This window comes from Vibrio nomapromontoriensis (assembly GCF_050337205.1).
Classification (GTDB): Bacteria; Pseudomonadota; Gammaproteobacteria; order Enterobacterales; family Vibrionaceae; genus Vibrio; species Vibrio nomapromontoriensis.
On the sequence record NZ_JAKJSS010000012.1, the window covers coordinates 51,649 to 71,261 of the forward strand.

At 45.5% G+C, this 19,613-nt stretch carries 11 protein-coding genes; 8 read left to right on the top strand and 3 right to left on the bottom strand.

Translation table 11 applies throughout. The features are described 5' to 3' along the window. Positions 1-161: 161 nt before the first annotated feature. Positions 162-923 carry a regulatory protein RecX gene (locus tag L4D05_RS16190; protein ID WP_428794709.1) on the top strand — a complete coding sequence of 254 codons (762 nt, stop codon included), beginning with the start codon at positions 162-164 and terminating at the stop codon, positions 921-923. 100 nt (positions 924-1,023) lie between these two features. Next, positions 1,024-1,284, top strand: coding sequence for an HP1242/YdcH family protein (locus L4D05_RS16195; protein WP_265675767.1), 261 nt, complete (start codon positions 1,024-1,026; stop codon positions 1,282-1,284). Positions 1,285-1,392: 108 nt separating this feature from the next. On the opposite strand, the gene L4D05_RS16200 is transcribed toward L4D05_RS16195, so the two are convergent. Then, positions 1,393-2,559 carry a multidrug effflux MFS transporter gene (locus tag L4D05_RS16200; RefSeq protein WP_428794624.1) on the bottom strand — a complete coding sequence of 389 codons (1,167 nt, stop codon included), beginning with the start codon at positions 2,557-2,559 and terminating at the stop codon, positions 1,393-1,395. A gap of 99 nt (positions 2,560-2,658) precedes the next feature. Here L4D05_RS16200 and L4D05_RS16205 point away from each other — a divergent pair, with 99 nt between their 5' ends. Next, a complete protein-coding gene (locus L4D05_RS16205) occupies positions 2,659-3,435 on the top strand; it encodes an AraC family transcriptional regulator (protein ID WP_428794625.1) in 777 nt (258 codons plus the stop codon). Between the two features lie 101 nt (positions 3,436-3,536). On the opposite strand, the gene cspE is transcribed toward L4D05_RS16205, so the two are convergent. Further along, on the bottom strand, positions 3,537-3,749 hold the full coding sequence (gene cspE, locus L4D05_RS16210; RefSeq protein WP_102468934.1) for a transcription antiterminator/RNA stability regulator CspE: 213 nt from the start codon (positions 3,747-3,749) through the stop codon (positions 3,537-3,539). 334 nt (positions 3,750-4,083) lie between these two features. On the opposite strand from cspE, the gene L4D05_RS16215 reads away from it, so the two are divergent. Together L4D05_RS16215 and L4D05_RS16220 are read left to right on the top strand one after the other, a co-directional pair. Next, entirely contained in the window at positions 4,084-4,668 is a 585-nt protein-coding gene (locus tag L4D05_RS16215; RefSeq protein ID WP_428794626.1) for a TetR/AcrR family transcriptional regulator, read from the top strand. 146 nt (positions 4,669-4,814) lie between these two features. Beyond that, a complete protein-coding gene (locus tag L4D05_RS16220; RefSeq protein ID WP_428794627.1) occupies positions 4,815-5,846 on the top strand; it encodes an NADP-dependent oxidoreductase in 1,032 nt (343 codons plus the stop codon). A 112-nt stretch (positions 5,847-5,958) separates the two neighbouring features. Here L4D05_RS16220 and L4D05_RS16225 read toward each other — a convergent pair whose 3' ends face one another. Further along, positions 5,959-7,146 carry an alpha/beta hydrolase gene (locus L4D05_RS16225; protein WP_428794628.1) on the bottom strand — a complete coding sequence of 396 codons (1,188 nt, stop codon included), beginning with the start codon at positions 7,144-7,146 and terminating at the stop codon, positions 5,959-5,961. Positions 7,147-7,451: 305 nt separating this feature from the next. Between L4D05_RS16225 and L4D05_RS16230 the strand changes: the two genes are divergently transcribed. The 3 genes from L4D05_RS16230 to L4D05_RS16240 all read left to right on the top strand — a co-directional run bounded on the left by L4D05_RS16230 (position 7,452) and on the right by L4D05_RS16240 (position 19,605). Beyond that, entirely contained in the window at positions 7,452-7,844 is a 393-nt protein-coding gene (locus L4D05_RS16230) for a hypothetical protein (RefSeq protein ID WP_428794629.1), read from the top strand. Positions 7,845-8,118: 274 nt separating this feature from the next. Then, positions 8,119-9,411 carry an alpha/beta fold hydrolase gene (locus L4D05_RS16235; protein WP_428794630.1) on the top strand — a complete coding sequence of 431 codons (1,293 nt, stop codon included), beginning with the start codon at positions 8,119-8,121 and terminating at the stop codon, positions 9,409-9,411. 501 nt (positions 9,412-9,912) lie between these two features. Continuing rightward, a complete protein-coding gene (locus tag L4D05_RS16240; protein ID WP_428794631.1) occupies positions 9,913-19,605 on the top strand; it encodes a LamG-like jellyroll fold domain-containing protein in 9,693 nt (3,230 codons plus the stop codon). The last annotated feature ends 8 nt before the right edge of the window (positions 19,606-19,613 follow it).

Sequence of the window (19,613 nt, forward strand, 5' to 3'; positions counted from 1 at the left end):
GGTGACGTGTTTTCGTTATGAGTATCTGGTTTCTTGCGTTAAGTTAATGCTTAGCAACGGGTGATCTTGAGCGCGCTCGGCGAACGTTTAAATGAAGCAGGAAGAATAATTTGAGTAACGATCGAAACCCAGTAAAAAAAGCGACGCGAATTGAGAGCGTGATGAACTCAGCTTTGTGGCACCTTGGTCGCCAAGACATGACGCAAAGCGAGTTACTGAGCAAGCTGCGAGTCAAAACCGATAATGAAGAATGGATTGCAGACACAATGGCTAAGCTGCAAGACTTTGGTTATGTAAAGTCAGATAAAGACTTTGCACTGCAATTTACCGAGCGTGCATTTATGGGTGAGTATGGGTCCGGTTATATTATTAAAAAATTAAAGCTTAAAGGGTTAAGCGATGCGCTTATTTTGGAATGCATCGATGTGGTAAAAGCAGAGAAAGCCATTGATGAACAAACTATTTTGAATGGTAGGGTGAATCACTATTATCAAGCGCTTACTATGAGTAAAGAGAAATTGTTCGCTACTCTACAAAACCGTGGCTTTAGTTTTTCCCAAGTAAAAGAAGCCGTAAACCAACACGCAGATGCGGGTCAACTTCAATCTAAATTGGAGATTAAGGCTCAAAAAGCCGACATAGAGAAAGAGATCTTAAAGCTGGCACGTAAAGGGAAAGGGCTGATTGTGATCCGCCAAGAGCTTAGGCAAAGAAAGATTGATATTTCCGATCTAGAGGCGGTCGTCAATCGTTTGACTGAGTCGGAACAGATTGATTTTTTTCAGCAATGCTTAGAGCAGCTAGAGAAGAAAGCGTATGATCTTACCAATCGAAAAGAACGCAGCAAAGCCTATGGAATGCTGAGCCGTAAGGGATACTCAGCGGAAGAGATTCAATTTGCATTAAGTGAAGCGGAACAGTAATTCAATGGTCGAACAATGTTTGGCTTTGGGTTTTAAGACACATTTCTGCGCGCTGATAACCCCTATACTTATAAGTAATTAGACGGAAGAGGGAATGCCGATGCTCAACGAAAATCATGCTTTTATTTTGGATTTTCCAGAACTCAAACTCGATATTGTTCAACTTAACCACGACGACCCGACATTTAAAGCCGACCTTCAACAGTACCATCAGCTTGATTATGATATCCGCCAGCTAGAAATTTCCGGCAGCCCAATTGACGATGAAAATATGCACATCCTTAAAGTGAAGCGGATGGAGCTAAAAGACCAACTTTATCTACAGCTAACAGAACATCATAAGCATACCAGCCCACAATAAACTGAAAGGGTATAGTACAAAATTGGTGATGCCAACTCTGCCCTGAGTCGTGGAAGAGTTGGCTATTTTTTTGTTCTGCACATAGCGACAAGTCGCAGTGGTTGATAGCTATGAGCGCCTTTCGTTTTTGTGGGTGCTTACCATGATGAGAATCGTGATCACACCACATCCTATCAAGACTGTCCCTAAGTGCTGAACGAAGCCAGCCAGTGCTAATCCAATGCCAATCATTAAGTAATAACTCAGACCAAATAACGCGCCAGCGCTGCCCGCCTGTGCTTTATAGTCGACTAACGCAATACTCAATATGTTTGGGATGGCGATTCCAAATGCCATCACAACCATCATCATAGGAAGGAGGAAGTAAATAGACGTTAGTGTGCAATTTACGCCGACGCCTCCCATCATCAGAAGTATTGCTGATAATCCTAATAGGCGAGTTTGCGCTCGACCATTTGATAATGATGGACTCGTGAGCCAACGTGATGACAGCAAAGAACGGTTGAGTGTACTTCCTAACAATGTACCAATACCCAACACGATGCCACTATAACCAAACTCGTCTGCCGTTAGCCCTAAATCAGAAAAGGCAAATCCTCCCAATTGGTAGTAAGAAAATAGGGCAATGTTGTAAACTGACACTAATATGGCCGATTGCCACACTTTGACGTCGGTTAACATTTTCTTTGCTAAAGCCATTAACTCAAGAGGTCGCTTTTCGTGTTGAGTCTCGGGCAGTTTCACCGTATTAAATAGCAATAGCAGCATAGCCATCACTAACAAAGTAAAGAACACCGCTTGATGTCCTCCCAGATGCGCTAACTGCCCTCCTAGTAGCATGCCAACGACCGGGCTAATAGCAATACCCATCCCCATAAGGCTGAATACCTTACTTAGCTCTTCACCACTGTAGGCATCTCTAAGCATGGTTTGCGTGACCACGGAGCCTACTGCAATACCAAAGGCGCTAAGTGATCGCGCCAACATTATGGTGGCAAAGTTGTCTGCCAATAAAGCGATCGCGCAGGCTCCTGCATAAATAATTAATCCACAAAGCATTGCAGGTCGTCTGCCGTATTTATCGGCGAACACGCCCCAAGCCACAACGCCAATAGCAAAAGCGATAAAGTAGATGGATAAAGTTTGTGCGACTTGTGCATCGGTCACAAAAAAATGTTGTGCGATGGAGCCTAGAACGGGGCTATAAATCGTCTCCACTATCTGCGGAAACATTAGCATCGTCACCATGAGTCCCAGTGAAGGTTTGGTTTTCATTGTGTTTTCTCGTATTGATTTAACTTGGCGAGAAGTATAAATAGGACTACTCTATTCCCATTAACAATATTAATACCAATAACATCAAAATAAGGACATATGGCGTTTATTTCCGAGAGTACAGCCTTTGATGCCGATAGTATCCGGGTGCCTATTGTTGGTATTGCTGCAGACGTCGGCCAGCATGATTCTGGCCTACATCAGCACAATAAAGGACAGTTATTGTATGCCCCGCAGGGTTGCATGAGTTTCGAACTTGAAGGTTCGTTGTGCATTCTGCCGCCCACCAAAGCGGTTTGGATTCCGCCTTATACACGGCATCGAGCATTTATGACCAATGTGGTGGCTTATCGTTCGGTGTATTTTGAACCGAGCGAGTTCACCCTACCAAAGACGATCACCACAATAGAAGTGAATGAAGTGATGAAAGCGCTGATCAATAAAATGGCGCTGTGGCCTTGGGATCTGCCTGCTGTAAAAATGAATGCAACGGCAACGTTATTTTGGGAAGAATTCCACCAGGCCAAGCGGCACGCCTTTTATCTACCTCTTCCCAAGCACAAGAGGCTGCAAAGCTTTAATCAGCAACTCTCATCCGGCTCGTATTTAGCGCCCAGCCTTACCACGTTAGCGACACAAGTCGGCGCAAGCACTAAAACCGTGACGCGCATTTTTAAACAAGAAACGGGCATGCCATACCAAGATTGGCGTCAGCAATGGCGGTTACTTAAAGCGATTGAGTGGTTATGCGAAGGAGGGCAAGTCGGGGATGTTGCTCACAGGTTGGCTTTCTCATCTGACAGCGCATTTATAGCTTTTTTTAAACAGCATACAGGGGAGACGCCATTAAGCTTTACTAAGCTACGCGAGCTTTAATGCGAAGTTGGCTTATTCAGCAAGCACAAAAAAGGCCGCCAATGGCGACCTTTCATTTATTCGTTTTAGCATTCATCGAAATGAATACTCATCGTGGCTAATTAGATAGCAACAACGTTGTTCGCTTGTAGGCCTTTTTGACCTTGCTCAACTTCGAAAGACACTTTTTGGCCTTCGTTAAGTGTTTTGAAACCTTCAGATGCGATAGCGCGGAAATGTACGAATACATCATCGCCACCGTTATCTTGAGTTAGAAAACCGAAACCTTTAGTTTCGTTGAACCATTTTACTGTACCAGTTGTTGTGTTAGACATGTGATGCCCCTTATTCATTTGATTTAAGAAAAGTTCAATATTAACAAGCTATTATGGCTAGCTAATTGGTTGAATTATATCATGTTACGCTAAAATAAAAGGGAAACGCCTAACTACAAAACTAAGGCTTAGTAGTGGAAGTTTTACTTGTACTCGATGCTGCATTTAATAACTCTCTGAACAACTGAGCGCTATAGTATAGATTGTTTGTTTTTTGTACAGTCTTTTTTTGGTTTTTTTCATCGTCGTGAGTTTTAGGTCATGAGAGAGACGGCGTTTTTACGTTTGTGATATTTAACTAGACGACTGGTCTATTTTGTAATAGGCTAGCCCCATGAACATAAAAACCAACGATACACGTCAGCACATTTTGGATGTCGGTTACCAGTTAGTGGTAACGAAAGGCTTCACCAGTGTTGGCTTGTCTGAATTATTAAAAACGGCCGATGTGCCTAAAGGTTCTTTCTACCATTATTTTAAGTCGAAAGAGCAATTTGGTGAGGCGTTGATCGAAGACTACTTTCACCATTATTTAGAGCGGATTAACGCTATTTTAGAACATGGGGAGGGCTCTGGTCTTGCTCGAGTATTAGCGTACTTTAGTCGCTGGTTAAGCGTGGAAAATGGCAGTTGTAACGCACATAAATGTTTGGTCGTTAAGTTAAGTGCTGAAGTTTCAGATCTGTCTACACCGATGCGCGAGGCCTTGTTATCTGGTGCCAACAGTGTGGCCGCTGCCATTGCTAACTGCTTGCAAAGTGGCATTGAAGATGGCTCGATTAATGTGACTGATAGCAAAAGTACTGCGCAAGTGATTTATCAACTTTGGCTTGGTGCAAGCTTAATGAGCAAACTTACTCAAGATCAACTAGGGTTAGAGCAAGCCTTTACAACAACTAAGCAGCTTCTAGCCAAATAGAGAATAGAAAATAGACCCGCCAGATTACTTGTTTTAGACGTTTTTTCTAACAGCGAGTACAGAGCGGGATTTTTAGAAATTAACACTAGACGACTGGTCTAATTATGTTGGTTGGATCAGTGTTACTACGACAAAAGGAAAACCCAATGACTCAACCTACCAATCGCCGTATCGTGCTGGCATCTCGTCCTGTTGGTGCGCCAACTCAAGCTGATTTTCGTATTGAAAACGCTGATGTACCCGCTATTGGCGACAATGAAATGTTGCTACGTAGTATCTACCTATCTCTTGACCCTTATATGCGTGGTCGCATGAGCGACGCGAAATCGTACGCTGATCCTGTTGAGCTTGATGACGTAATGGTTGGGGCGACGGTATGCCAAGTGGAGCAGTCAAATAATTCAGGTTTTCCAGTGGGCGAATGGGTGCTTGCCTATACGGGTTGGCAAGATTACGGCGTATCTAATGGAGAAGGTCTCATTAAGTTAGGTCAAAATCCGACGCATCCTTCGTTTGCATTAGGCATCATGGGTATGCCAGGTTTTACCGCCTACATGGGGCTGCTTGATATTGGCGCACCGAAGGCGGGTGAAACCTTGGTTGTTGCGGCGGCGACGGGGCCTGTTGGTGCAACGGTTGGGCAAATCGGCAAGCTGAAAGGGTGTCGCGTCGTTGGTGTAGCAGGTGGTGAAGAAAAATGCCGTTACGCAAAAGAAGTCCTTGGCTTTGATGAGTGTATCGACCATAAATCCGAGGATTTTGCTGAACAATTGGCTGCTGCGTGTGAAAAAGGCATTGATGTTTATTTTGAAAATGTTGGCGGTAAAGTGTTTGATGCGGTATTGCCGCTATTGAATACCGCAGCACGTGTCCCGTTGTGTGGTTTAGTGTCTCAATACAACGCTACGTCACTGCCAGAGGGGCCAGATCGCATGTCAGCCTTGATGGGTACACTGCTTGTTAAGCGAATTAAGATGCAGGGCTTTATTATTTTTGATGACTACGCACATCGCTACAATGAGTTTGCTCAAGATATGACAACATGGCTGGCAGAAGGCAAAATGCAATATCGTGAGCACTTGGTTGATGGGTTAGAGCAAGCGCCTGAAGCCTTTATCGGGCTACTGGAAGGGAAAAATTTTGGTAAGCTAGTCGTGCAGGTAAACCAACCTAAATAGCGCCGATATCTAACGTCTCACACCGGACTGAATGGGTGGAAGAGCGTTATTTAAATCTATAAAGAAGCGACGCTTATATCCGTCTACATTGGATGTAAGCGTCGTTTTTGCGTTACATATACTTATCAAAGAAATTAATGATCGCTTTTTCGGGCTCTTCGCCATCGGGACAGTGCCCTGAGTTGCCAAAATACGCCACTTCTCCTTTCGTAGATAGGCCTGCGGTGTATACCATCTCTTTAGGTGGGTTCACCATGTCATCTTTGGTGTTGATTGCGAGAACGGGCACATTAGTTTCATTCGTTTTAAAGCCCTTTGTCATAAGTGCTAACGGGATGGTCCATTTGCCGTATGAATCAAGGTCGCTAACGTCTTCAACCCCGATGCGATAGCCGTAAGACATGGAAGACATGAGCGGGGCATGATGGAACACTTGGGTATCGGTGAGTACGTCGGTTACGACCGCGCAACGTGCAACCCCCGCTTTTAGCTCCGGGGTGTTTAAAATGAACGTCATTAATGAAACTCCCCCGCCAGACGAACTTAGCGCGCCGACATTGTTACCATCGAGTCGTTTATCGGACTTTACGTATGCGAGCGCGGCTTGGTGAGCCTGATCTTCTTTTTCCAGCTCAATGGTGATGTTGTTATTCAATCCACCACCGGGGATATCAAACGTAACGACGGCAAAACCTTGCTTTAATAATCCATCAATGGAATCTCTATGCTCGGTTAGAATCTTGTCCACACCGCCGGTATATAAGATCACGCCCGGCTTTGATGCCCCTTTGGGACGATGTAATAAACCAGTGATCGAGAGGCCATTGGCCAGAGGCATATCAATGCGTTCGACATTAATAGTATGACTTAATGACTCTGCCTTTAAGTAAAGTTCGACTGAGCGCTCAATGGCGGTATGTTCATGCGGCGTCATATGGTTTGGATACGATGCGATTAGGTACATCATTGAAGCTTTTCGGTATGAGTCATAATCGTTTGCTGATGCCGCATAGTTATCTGCCGCTTTAGTGAACTCATAGGTCCAGTGACCGGGTTCATCGTCATTGATAAAGTCACGGAGTTTATGACCAGAGTTGATCCGGCTTAGCGTACTCCTAATATCCTGCTCTGGTACTATTTCTGTCCAGTTTTCCATTCTTAATTCACGAAACCACTGCGATTGGTCGGCTTCTAAGGCTTGCTCGCCACGGAATTTTTCATGCGCATCGATATTGGTTGCTGCGGCACCAAACGATATAAAACTAAGTACAACGCTTAACGAAATCAGTTTGTTTTTCATACGATACTCTTTTTCAGTTCAAGGAAGTTAGTACCGAATAGAATATGGCTTGCGATGTCGAAATTATGTGAATATCGCAGAGTCGATTTTAAAAGGTGTCATTGGCCCCACTCCGAAAAAATAGCCATCCAATAGAGATTTCACTATTGATATATACAGTGGTGTAAGTTCGCCTTAATCTGTCTATCTTTACGTCTTCGTTCCCCTCCATCTACGTCAATTCAGTATTCAATGTCTATTGAGATAGTATTTTGCTAGAAAACGCGCATAATCTTGTTATACAACACTCAAAGAAGAAATGACCCATGACTGATTTTCAATATTACTTTCATCAACTGCCTTGCTTTAACTGTAAAAAAACCATAGTAAACACTGACCTTGGTTGGTTAACCGCTGCGATGAAAGACGATGTTTTAGCGCAAATGGCGACGATTATCGCGCAAGACTGCGTTGAACCAGATCTTTCAGTGAACGTGACTTGCACTAAAGCTGAAGCGCGTGATTACTTATTGCTGAACTTTTATGGTTATTCAGAAGAAGAACTCGCGAATCAAGTTGAAGCGGAAGATGAGCAAGAAGTCGCGGATGAAATTGCTGAGCTACTGGCGGAAGGTAAGGATGTAGTCGTCTTTGAACACGAAATTGCGCTTCAAAGTTGTACTGATTGCGACACCGATGAAGAGTCAAACCAAGCGTAATTCTTGAACCAAAATATAATGTATGGGGCGTTAGCGAAGTAGAGTTTGCTAACGCTTTTTTTTGTCTACAAAACGTTTAGTAACGCTAAGTAACCCTGCATACAATAGAGAGATTAGCTGTGACGCCTATTTGTTATCAATTCCAAAACAGAGCGTAAGGGATGGTGTTACCTTGCGCTTTCTGACGCAATTAATGCTAGTATTTTTGTCGAAAGCGTTGCCTTAGCAACTGCGCATTACTTACGTAAACGACGTTATTAAAAAAGGAACTCACGTGCAATCGAGCTTTATTGATGGAACGACGCTGTATCGCCAGCATACCTTTACCCTGCCTTTGAATTACCAAGATGAGAGTGGTGAGCAGATTCAAGTCTTTGCTCGTGAACTTGTCGATTTGGGGAAAGACAAACAAGATCTTCCTTGGTTGGTTTATTTTCAAGGTGGACCAGGCTTTCCGTCGCCTCGGGCAAGTGGAGCGTCGGGTTGGTTAAAGCGAGCGCTACAAGATTACCGGGTGTTGCTGTTGGACCAACGCGGAACTGGAAATAGTTCGGTCATTAACCAAGAAACACTGGCGCACCTGAGCGCTGAACAGCAAGCTCAGTACTTGTCTCATTTCAGAGCCGATAATATTGTCCGAGATGCGGAAGCGATTCGCCAGCAATTTGGCATTACGCAGTGGGCGACGTTAGGGCAAAGTTTTGGTGGGTTCTGTACGCTGACCTACTTATCACAGTACCCGCAAAGCTTGCTGCGCTGTTATGTGACGGGAGGTATTCCCTCTATTTCCCGCCATGCCGATGATGTTTACCACGCAACGTATCAACGTGTGATGGACAAAAATAACGCGTTTTTTGCTCAGTTCCCGCAGGCTCAAACGCTGTGCACTGATATTGCTGATTACTTGCTTAATAATGATGTGACACTGCCTAATGGTCAGCGATTGACTGTGGAGCAGTTTCAGCTAATCGGGATCAATTTAGGGCGAGGTGGCGCCAATATGCCGCTTTACCTGATGCTGGAGAGCGCTTTTATTGAGGTGAATGGTAGTAAGAAACTGAGCTACAGTTTTTTAAATCAGATGCAACAAGAGCAAGCGTATTTAACTAATCCTATTTATGCGATTTTGCATGAGTCCATATACTGCCAAGGCTTCGCGTCGAATTGGTCTGCCCATCGAGTTCGTGACCACTACTCGAAGTTTAACTACCAATCAGGGCTGCCATTTTGGTTTACTGGCGAAATGGTTTATCCATGGATGTTTGACCAATTAGAGACTTTGAAACCCTTGCGTGACGCCGCCCATTTGTTAGCGAAAAAAGAAGATTGGGAGCCGTTATATAATGCCGAAGTATTGAGTCAAAATACGGTGCCAGTCGCTTGCGCTGTCTATGCCGATGACATGTATGTAGAACTCGATTATAGCCGAGAAACATTGGCGAATGTTCCGCTAGCCAAAGCGTGGATCACTAACGAATATGAGCACAACGGCATTGGAGTCGATGGTGAAAAAATATTAGAACGATTGGTGATGATGGCGAATGCGCTAGATAACTTGCCGAAATAAACGCGCTGTAAATTTAAACGCTGAGTCTGTATGTTGAACGCCGCTTTTATGCGGCGTTTTGCACTTTGCTATTTTGATGTAAATCGGCAGTGAAATGGGAAGATATTCAAGTCAGAGTGAGTAGTCAGGTCGCCCCTATAAGATACATTAGATAAATTCTAGTTATTGTTGAGTTTCTTATGGCCTATAAGGGTAGCCAATTTAGATAATAATGTTTCAAATAATGAAAGATAACTAATTATAGGGAATGAATTTCAATAGTAGTCTTGTTCTTTATAGCCTATATCGATTTTATATTGTAGTTGTTGGCTTGGTCATTAAATGAGTCAATATAATGTCATTTACCTCGTCAATTTAATGGCTTCAATTAGTGTTACTTTATTCTATTATAAGTGTTTATTTTGGGTGGCTGATATTTTTGACGACTTAATTAGTGTGTGGTTTATTACATGATAGAAAATCTATACTTATGGAGAAATATAGATGAATCATGGATTGAAAATGTCTCGTTGGATGTGGGTAGTTTTTCCTTTAGTGGTGATATTAGCCACCGCCGCCTATGCAAATAATAGTCTGCGGCTCGGGTTGTCTCAGGATGTTATTATCGCTCAATCTCAACGTTATGATGTTGATACTAGCCAAATTCAAGCCGACAATTATTTGCTTGCCGAATTTCAAGGTAACAGCCCACACGATACTTCTTATGTGGAAATAACGGCAGATCAGCAACGTCTTGCAACGCTCAAAGTAGATAGGGCGGTAAAAACGCACTACATACGGATGGACACTGTCCCTACATCGCTTAGTTTACAAGTCACATCAGGCAGTGTGACGCTGTCTCAATTGGACACGAAGCCTGCTCGTATTATATTCAGTGATGGTACTCCAGCCATCGAGCAAACAGAAATTGGATCTGTTCAGTTATCCTCTCAGTGGCAGACGGTGTTTCCTCAACGAGATTATATTAATCCTATTCTATTGACGTCAGCGTATCAGGTGATGTCCCCGCCATTAGCGGTTGAAGGGCATTACTCCGGTGCCGTTGAACGTCGTCAAGATGCCGCGGGCAACTGGCAGCTTAGAGTTCGCCCTTGGGAGGGCATGCCGGAGTTTATTACTCAGGTTGAATATCTCATTGTCGAATCGCAAGCTTACCAGTCCGATGACTTACAATTATTGGCCGCGAAGTTTTCCAAAGACAGCGACACGCTTTGGCAGCAATGGCTGTTCACTGAGGCGAATGCAACCGGCATCAATTGGCACCACACCCCAAGCGTTGTGGTGCAAACTCAGACACAACATGATAGTCGTAGTTTGTTCACCCGTATCGCCAATCTTGACTTCACTGGGCTTTGGGCGGCGTTGTTCTATCCAAATGTAGAAAAAGAGGGAGATGCAGCGCAAGAAGAGGTGGCGGTATTAAGCATGTCAGTTGGCAGCAACGGCGCAAACTTACTCGTTGATGGAAAGCCTCTAGCCGTATCGTTGCACTCTCTGTCAGTGAAGCACCATTGGAAGCGCCTTGGCGAGTGGGAATATCGTCTGATAGAAGACACGACTCATGATGACGAGCAAGAGCATACGTCAGAGACCTTGCAAATTATTCAGATTGGTGAGGCGCAGTTTGCTCAGACGGTGACTGACAATGGCTCAGACAACTACAGCATTGAGCGCCGTCTGCATCAATCGGTGGATTATGACTTAGATGGCATTCGTGATGAAGACGATGATGACATCGATAACGATGGTATTTTAAACCAAGACGATGCATACCCCTATGATGAAACGCGTCATGAGGTGGTCGTGGTGGATATGCCGGGGACGGTGAAAGCCGTTGATTACATTGATGGCTTGGATTCGGATGAGGGCAGTTCGACACTTCGTGGAGGTGATGTTGATATCTCTAATGACAGCGCAGAGGGTATGCATGTTTATCGATTTAGCAAAGGTGAATGGCTGCGTTACAACGTTAATGTCACGAAAGGGGGCTACTACGCATTTGAATTAAGGCTTGGCGCTGAGGGCGCTTCAGATTTGATTGTTGAGACCATGGGGCAATCATTGCCACTCCATGCTGTCACAGGTGCTGGACGTACATTTATGCCGTTTACGACTGCGCCAATTTACCTGCCTCAAGGTGTGCAGAGTGTCGTGGTTAAAGCCGTTGGCGGCTCATCGTTCCGTTTTTCTCAAATGACTTTGCTTGAGGCTACGCCAGTACCAGCACCACTGTTTGATTTACGCTTTGAGCAGGCCGACACTCTCTTGTTAGATAGTTCAGCCCATGGCCGCACCGATATTCAACAGTTGGGTGACGTAGAGGAAACCATCATGTCGTCGGCGCGTGGGTTACAGTTCGTGCGTGACCGCCAGCAGAAAATCGTGCTGCGCGATGGACCAGCATTAAACGACTTTTCTCTCAGCGTTCAAATTGATGAGCCGAAATACGCCGAAGAGTTGGTGTCAATCTCAGCATTATACGATGTGAATGGTGGCGGGTTTGCCATACTGCAAATTACTGACGTTGGCGTATTGCGCGTACGAACGTTGATTAACGACCCTCAAGGCGGCGAGTACGAAAGACACCTTTGGGAAATTGCTCAAGGTGATAAAGCCGATGGATTCATCACCTTGACGTACGCCACAACCAGCCAAGATAGTACCTCACGTATTGGTGATTTGGTGATTTACCGCAATGGTGAACGAGTTGTGAGTGAGTCAGGAGTACGTTTGCCTCATTTAGCCGCGGTGCATTTTGTATTGGGTAATGGCAGCGCGTCACTGAGCGCCTATTCTCCTGCCGGCAGCGTCAAATTGGACGAATGGCGTCTTGATGAGCATGCGTTGAGCGCCGCTCAGGTCAAAGAGTTGTATCAACAAACGCGAGCGCTAGACAGTGATGGTGATGGGTATATCGATATCATCGATGCCTTTCCGGATGACCCTTACGAGTGGTTGGACAGCGATGGGGATGGCATTGGCAACAATGCGGATACCGATGATGACAATGATGGCACGCCAGACAGCATTGATGCGTTTCCACTGGATCCAACAGAAGATACGGACACCGATGGGGATGGCATTGGTAACAATGCGGACCCAGATGATGACGGTGACGGTGTCTTGGATGACGATGATGAGTTCCCTCTAGATCCGAATCATAGCCAGAGCGTAGTACTGTCTGTTGGGGTGAAAGAGATCGAAGGAGGATTAGACGCCGAGGTGGTTTTACGCAGCGGCGATGAGCAATACCATATCACTGTTGCCGCAGGCACGGTGGGCAATATTAAGTTACCCGCTCAGAAATACAGTGTGTATGCGAAGCCTACTCAAGGGTTACAGGCGTTTAGAACACCGAAGCTGATTGATTTATCGGACGCGGACGTGGTACCCGAGGCATTGTCACTGATGTACCGTGTTATCCCTGACACTTCGTATGTGAACCAGCGTGCGCTACCGGGTTTGAGTGTGGATGTCTTGAAAACCGGTCTCGGTAACATTCGCCAGTTAGCGCTGGGTGATGGGGTGCTCTATGCTGCCACGCGTACTGAAGACAAAGTGTATGCGATGACATTTGATGCCTCCGATCTGAGCGTAGGTGATCCGGTTGTTGTGGCTGACGGTTTGAATATGCCAAGTGGTTTAGCGTATCGAAATGGCACATTATACATTGCAGATGTTGATGGTTTGTACCGCATTACGGATATCGATAACCAGTACCAACACTTCCCTGCCTACACACAGTTATTATCCCTGCCGGGCAGTGAGTTAGACACATCCGATCGTTCTCAGGCAGGTCAAATCCATCACCAGTGGAAGTTTATCCGCTTTAGTGATGATCCTAGTGAGAATGTCATTTATATCCCAGTCGGTACGCCGTGCAACGCGTGTAGTTATGGTGATGCGCGCTTTGGTACCATTTTAAAATACGATTTAGATACACAAACGTCGACCACGGTTGCGCGCGGTATTCGTAATACCGTGGGTTTTGATTTCCACCCAGAGACGGGGGAGCTTTGGTTCAGCGACAACGCGCGTCAACCGACCAATCTTGCCCCCGAGTTTAACGGTGTGGCGGATGAGCTGAACCGTGTCACGCAAGACGGCCAGCACTTTGGTGCGCCATACGTGTATGGGTTTGACCAATTGGGCGTGTCAGCGGATGAAGAAACCAATGGTGACGGCCTGGATATTCTTCGCGATGACATTGTCGTGGGGAACTACCGTGCGCCAGCGTTGGAGTTAAACGGTCACTCAGCGCCACTTGGCATTGAATTTAACGCGCTCTTGCCAAGTAACTATGGTCGCGAGCAGCTGTGGATTGCCGAGCATGGCAATGGCACCAACGAGCACATGGGCCTGAATGTCCAGTTGATTGGTATGAATGGGGACGACATTGATTACCAAATGGATGCCATTCCCTTTATGAAGCAGCCGGGTGGCAGCTACATCTGTATGGATGGCTCGTGTAATGGTCGTCCCGTGGCGTTCTTAACCTTGGCCGATGGCAGCATGTTGATGTCCGATGATGCCATGGACAGCTTGGTGCACATCAAGCGCAGTGACGCTGCCGCACTGAACACTAGTATCACGATTGCGCCACCAGCGCTACCGGATGCCAGCCTGACCAATAAGCGAGTGAAACTGAAGCTGACAGACAGTTTTGGCTATGAGCGTCACATCAGCTTGCGCTTTGGTGGTCAACCGCTGGTGATTGACGGTGCGATTTATGGCGATTACACCCTAGAGGTGCTGAATTTCATTGACTGGGTGGGTGAGCTCACGGGCGATGCGACCCAAACTATTGATGCCGACAATATGGATATTGGTTGGACGGTGACGTACAGCCCGGCGATGGGGAATACGGGTACCATTACCTTAAACGCACCTGCAGCACCGGCTTTTGATGTAGCGAACGAACAACAGACAGTGACGGTGACGGGCGATAACTTTCAGACAGTGACGAATGTTAACTGGAAAAGCTCGGTGACGTTAGACAACTTGGCTCCAGGTGATTACCAAGTCACGGTAGCTCCAGTTGAGGGTTACAGTGCACTACCACCGAGTCAGACGTTAAGTTTATCCTCACGCCATCCTAACTTAGAAGCAAACTGGGCGATGACTGCTGGCAGTGGCAGTGGTGAGAAGTTGTTTGAGGCTCACTGTCAGGATTGCCACGGTGTGGGCACCTACGGTCCTGATTTGTTGGGAGATACCAGCATTGCGGACAAATGGGCCGATAGGTCTTTGGTATTACTACTGGAGAAAGTGACGAAGATGCCTCCGCCCAGTGGGTGTGATGCTGATTGTCGCAGTACGCTTGCCAGTTATCTTTGGTATGACGTTTGGGGTAACACGACGTCCGAGCCATTAGCACCTGGGAAATTGACATTAAGCTTGAATGCCATTGAACCAACCGCGAATGATCAAAGCGCGACGGTAATTGTACGTGGTGAAAACGTGCAACGTGAAGTGACAATTACCGAAGGCATTCCTCAGACGTTGATTGATTTACCCCTTCAATACTACACCGTGACCTTTGAGAGTAGTTCAGGCGCACTTAACCCGATGGGCCAGCAAGTGACGTTAACCGAGGTCAATCCATCGCAAGCGATTAATTTTGATTTCTTTGTTGAAGGATCAGAGGACACTGATGATGATGGATTACCTGACTTCTTAGATAATGACGATGACAATGACGGCATTTTAGATGTTGACGACTCCCATCCTAAAGACGCTAAGTTAGGTGATAGTTCGTTATTGGTTTATTTGCCGTTTACCGACGAGAGCGTGGTTGAATCAGGGACGTGGGACAAGATAATAGATCCGCGCAGTGATGCGGCGAGTGGGCTAGAGGTCTGGGTGAATAAGCCAAGTTTTGTGGAGGGTAAGGTAGGTCTTGCACATCGCAATAGTCACCTTGATATATATGGCTTAGGTGAGCATATCAGTGATGCCTTTACGGTCTCTTATTGGATTAATTCGACAGAAAACTGGAATTACAACAACCTTTTTGGTCCTGGCTGGGGCAAGTTTGCAACGCATATGGATAACAACGGTAATCTGAATATTGGTATTCATTCCGGCGAGCGAATTGCATTGCCAATGCTCGGTCATAACCAATGGGTTCTAATTACTTATACTTATGCTGATGGCATTCAACGCCTCTATCGCAATGGTCAGTTGGCTGTCGAGTCAGCCAGTCGGCCTCCAGAAACTTGGGGTATGTTTGGGTTTAAACATCTTGCTGGAACCACACTCGATGAAGTTCGAATCTATAATCGTGCTTTACCCTCTACAGAAGTCGAAAAGTTGCTCATAGCCCTAAGTATCAACTCAGATAATGATATGGATGGCGATGGTATTCCAGATAGCATAGATGTGGATATCGATGGTGATGGTGTCTTCAACGATGACGATTGGGCACCGCACGATCCAACTGAGTGGTTAGATACTGACGGCGATGGCATTGGTAATAATGCTGATACAGACGATGACAATGATGGAATTTTAGATGCCTTCGATGGTCAGCCGTTAGATCCATTACGTAGTGATTTTGATGAACCTGATTATATTGATCCAGCAAAGGCAAGCATCGAAGATTTAAATAACTTCGTATTACAGCAGGCGTGTATCAAGTGTCATACTCCGAGTGGTTTAGCCGCGCCAAGTAATTTGCATTTAGTTGATGGTATGGACTCGGTGATTGCTAAGCAAAATGCGGATATCTTGTTTGATTATATCGATCAAATGGATCCTGATATGGTGACCATACTCGGTAAACCTGCAGGCCACATCATTCACGGTGGGGGCACAGTTTTTGCTGACACGACCAATCAATGGAAGGTGATGCGGTCAGTGCTATATCGTGCCTATGGGCGAGAAGTGCCAGACGAACAACCCGCATCAGATGATTACCATTATTCAGGCCATGACACCATTTATCGCAAGGCGGCGTTAATTTTAACAGGCAATGTTCCAAGCAATGCTGAATTAATTGCCGCTCGTGGCTGGAGTGAAGCCCAGCTAAAAGGCGCAATTAAGGGGTTGATGGCGAATAGTGAAGGTTTTAAAACCTTTATTAAACGTGGTGTCGATGACCGCTTATTGATGAACGAGATTTGGGAGCGTCCAAACTCAGTGAGTGATATTTACAACCAAGCGGGCCATTTTTATCCCTATGTTCGAGATAATTATACGCGGCCGTACCTTACCCAGCATGCTGCTTACGCTACGGATGGTGACTATGATAAGACGATCATGACTAATCGAGGGGGAAGCGATGGCTACAGTGTTTCCTTTATAGATATTGACCTTGGCTCATCACAGCTGGTTGAAACCATCGATATTGCAGAAAGGTGGGGATATGGTGGCAAGGTACAAGCGTTAGATCTCGTCATTACCGATATTGATCCGGCAGGGCGTAGTAATGCTGATGTTCTGTCTGATGCTAATTACACTACTCATGTTGGCAGTTTCTCTGGTTTGACTCGAGATGATGACACGGGAATTTGGCGCTTACCTAGCCTAGCTCAGTCAGGACGTTACATTCGTTTATTCGATCACTATACAGTGGACCTCCGAGAGGTCGATGTATACAACAGTGCGGGTGTTGATATTGCGTCAGGAGCAAGGGTATCAATTTCAAGTTTATGGTACAGGCTTGGTGGCATTGTGTGGGAGGCTGCAAACCGCTTTGTTGAAGAACAAGTCGAGGCTCCGAAAGAATTGGTGTGGGATATTGTCAGTCGCGATTTACCATACACAGATATTCTGACCGCAGACTATACAATGGCGGGGCCGGAGTCCTATAAATGGTTTACTGGCGGAGAAAGCGGCTCTCAATTATATCAACGAGTTAAAGATACTCAATATCGTGGAGCGTATGGCGAGCCAATGGAGCGCCCTCACATTGGAGCTTTATCGATGTATGGCTATCTGACACGTTTTGATAATAATGCAGGTAACTTCCATCGTCATCGAGCTAACGAGACGCTCAAAAACTTCTTTCACTATGATATTGAGAAGAACTTGTCGAGAACGATTTCCACCGCTGATGTCGATTTGACGAATAACCCAACAATGAATAATCCTGCATGTGCTAATTGCCACATCACGATGGACCCCATAGCGGCTGGCTTCCAGCATTATTCGCATATTGGTGCCTATAAAGTTCATGGAGGGTCACATTCATTAGAAACACGTGCTCCTGGATATAAAGAAGGACAATTGTGGTATTCAGATATCCGTCCGGCAGGTTGGAAGGAGGTGAAAACCCCACCTCAAGTCGCTCCGTTACGTTTTCTAGCTGAAAATATGGTACAGGATGAGCGTTTTGTAACTGGGACAATCCGCTTCTGGTGGCAATCAATCTTCGGTAAGGAGTTCATTAGCGCTCCAGCTATAGATAGCGCTGACTACGATGCATTAGCTGCCGTTTATCAAAAGCAACAAGCGTTAGTGGTTGCTCTGAGCGATAGCTTTAAACAACACTGGAACTTAAAACAGTTACTGCTTGAAATGATGATGTCAGAAAACTTCCGAGCTCAAGCTCTTAAGGATAGTTCTGATGAAGCAAACAAAGGACTGCTTGGTCATTACGCTAAAATCACACCTGAGCTTTATGTGGAACGACTTGAGTCTATAACGGGTGGATATCAGGGGCATATTAAGGGGGCTTGGAACGGTGAGGGATTCTTTGAGGAAGATAGTAATAGTACGTTCTTTGGTGGCATAGATGGACGCGGCAGTAATGTTAGGGTTAATGACTATAGTCCATTAACAACGAGCATGGCATATAGCTTAGCGCACCAGTACAGTTGTACTATTACTTTGCGCGAGTTTACGGTTGATGATAGCAAGCGCCATCTATTTAAGGGAATTGACTTAAATTGGGTTCCAAAGTTAGTTGATGCACCTGTAAATCCAGTGCCATTGCCAACGGCAGTTTCGAGATTGAGCTTTGAAGAGCTCGGTCAGGTTGGCTGGGATGCCATTACAGGTAAAGCGTTAGCGTCTATCCAAGGCAGCATAGTGCAAGTCGAAACACCACAAGGCTATAAAGCCAAATTAGACCAATCTGACAAACAGGGCATTCATCTACCTATTCAGGGCTTAAGTCAAGATGAGGTGGGCTTTACCGTGTCACTTAAATACGCCCCTCAGCAATACACTGGAGAATGGCAATCGGTTATCAATACACGCAGTGCAGAGACTCATGGCTTCACCCTATATCAAAGGTATGGCAGCTTACAGTTTCAGTTTGGAAATGGTGAAAATTGGACACTGTTTGGTAGAGAACTCAATCTTGTTGCTGGCCAAGAGTATGCTATTGCTCTGACGTTTAAAGGCATTAAGCAAGAAGATGGTACCCATATTGGTAAGATCGAAGTGTACCTTGATGGTGAGTTAGCGATAGACCGAGAAGATGCCCAAGTGAGTCTACAAAATGAAACTCAATTTAGCTTTGGTATCGGCCATCTTATAAGTAGGGGGGATTATGGAGTACAAGCCTTGTTCGATGATATTCAATTATTCGATCAGCAATTAAGCTCCGAGCAGGTCGCATATATAGCGACACAAAATCAGTTTGACCTAAAAGATAGTGATGGCGATGGAGTGTTCGACGTAGTTGATGACTTCCCACTTGATCCGAATGAATGGCTGGATACCGACAGAGACGGCGTGGGCAATAACGCTGATCTAGATGATGACAATGATGGTATTGCTGATGACTTAGATGCGTTCCCATTTGATGTTGCAGCCAGTGTCGATACTGACAGTGATGGTTATCCAGATAGCTGGAATACTGGTTATAGTCAAACTGATTCTACGACTGGTTTGATTCTGGATGATTACCCAACCTTGGTCACTAAGGATCAAACTGAATATAAGATTAAGCTAAAGATTGCGGATATCATGTATCAGGCTTGGGGTCGCCGCTTGAGCACCGATGATGCAGAGGTTGATTGGGCCTACCAGTTGTTTGTCGATAGGGTTAGAGCCTCGAGGGATAACAATTGGGATTATCTGTGGAGTACTAATGAACGTCCAGCTGTGTGTTTTTACGATATGAATGGTGATGATGAAAACTTTGAGTGGGCAGACGTACCAGAAGATCCTAACGGAACCATGGGTGCATGGCGTGTAGTGCTTGCTTACATCATGAGTGATTTTGAATATCTCTACCACTAATTGGAGCT

Excerpts from the sequence above, each read along its gene's own strand:
- L4D05_RS16190 (WP_428794709.1), top strand. The coding sequence starts at position 162 with ATGAACTCAGCTTTGTGGCACCTTGGTCGCCAAGACATGACGCAAAGC.
- L4D05_RS16195 (WP_265675767.1), top strand. The coding sequence starts at position 1,024 with ATGCTCAACGAAAATCATGCTTTTATTTTGGATTTTCCAGAACTCAAA.
- L4D05_RS16200 (WP_428794624.1), bottom strand. The coding sequence starts at position 2,559 with ATGAAAACCAAACCTTCACTGGGACTCATGGTGACGATGCTAATGTTT.
- L4D05_RS16205 (WP_428794625.1), top strand. The coding sequence starts at position 2,659 with ATGGCGTTTATTTCCGAGAGTACAGCCTTTGATGCCGATAGTATCCGG.
- cspE (WP_102468934.1), bottom strand. The coding sequence starts at position 3,749 with ATGTCTAACACAACAACTGGTACAGTAAAATGGTTCAACGAAACTAAA.
- L4D05_RS16215 (WP_428794626.1), top strand. The coding sequence starts at position 4,084 with ATGAACATAAAAACCAACGATACACGTCAGCACATTTTGGATGTCGGT.
- L4D05_RS16220 (WP_428794627.1), top strand. The coding sequence starts at position 4,815 with ATGACTCAACCTACCAATCGCCGTATCGTGCTGGCATCTCGTCCTGTT.
- L4D05_RS16225 (WP_428794628.1), bottom strand. The coding sequence starts at position 7,146 with ATGAAAAACAAACTGATTTCGTTAAGCGTTGTACTTAGTTTTATATCG.
- L4D05_RS16230 (WP_428794629.1), top strand. The coding sequence starts at position 7,452 with ATGACTGATTTTCAATATTACTTTCATCAACTGCCTTGCTTTAACTGT.
- L4D05_RS16240 (WP_428794631.1), top strand. The coding sequence starts at position 9,913 with ATGTCTCGTTGGATGTGGGTAGTTTTTCCTTTAGTGGTGATATTAGCC.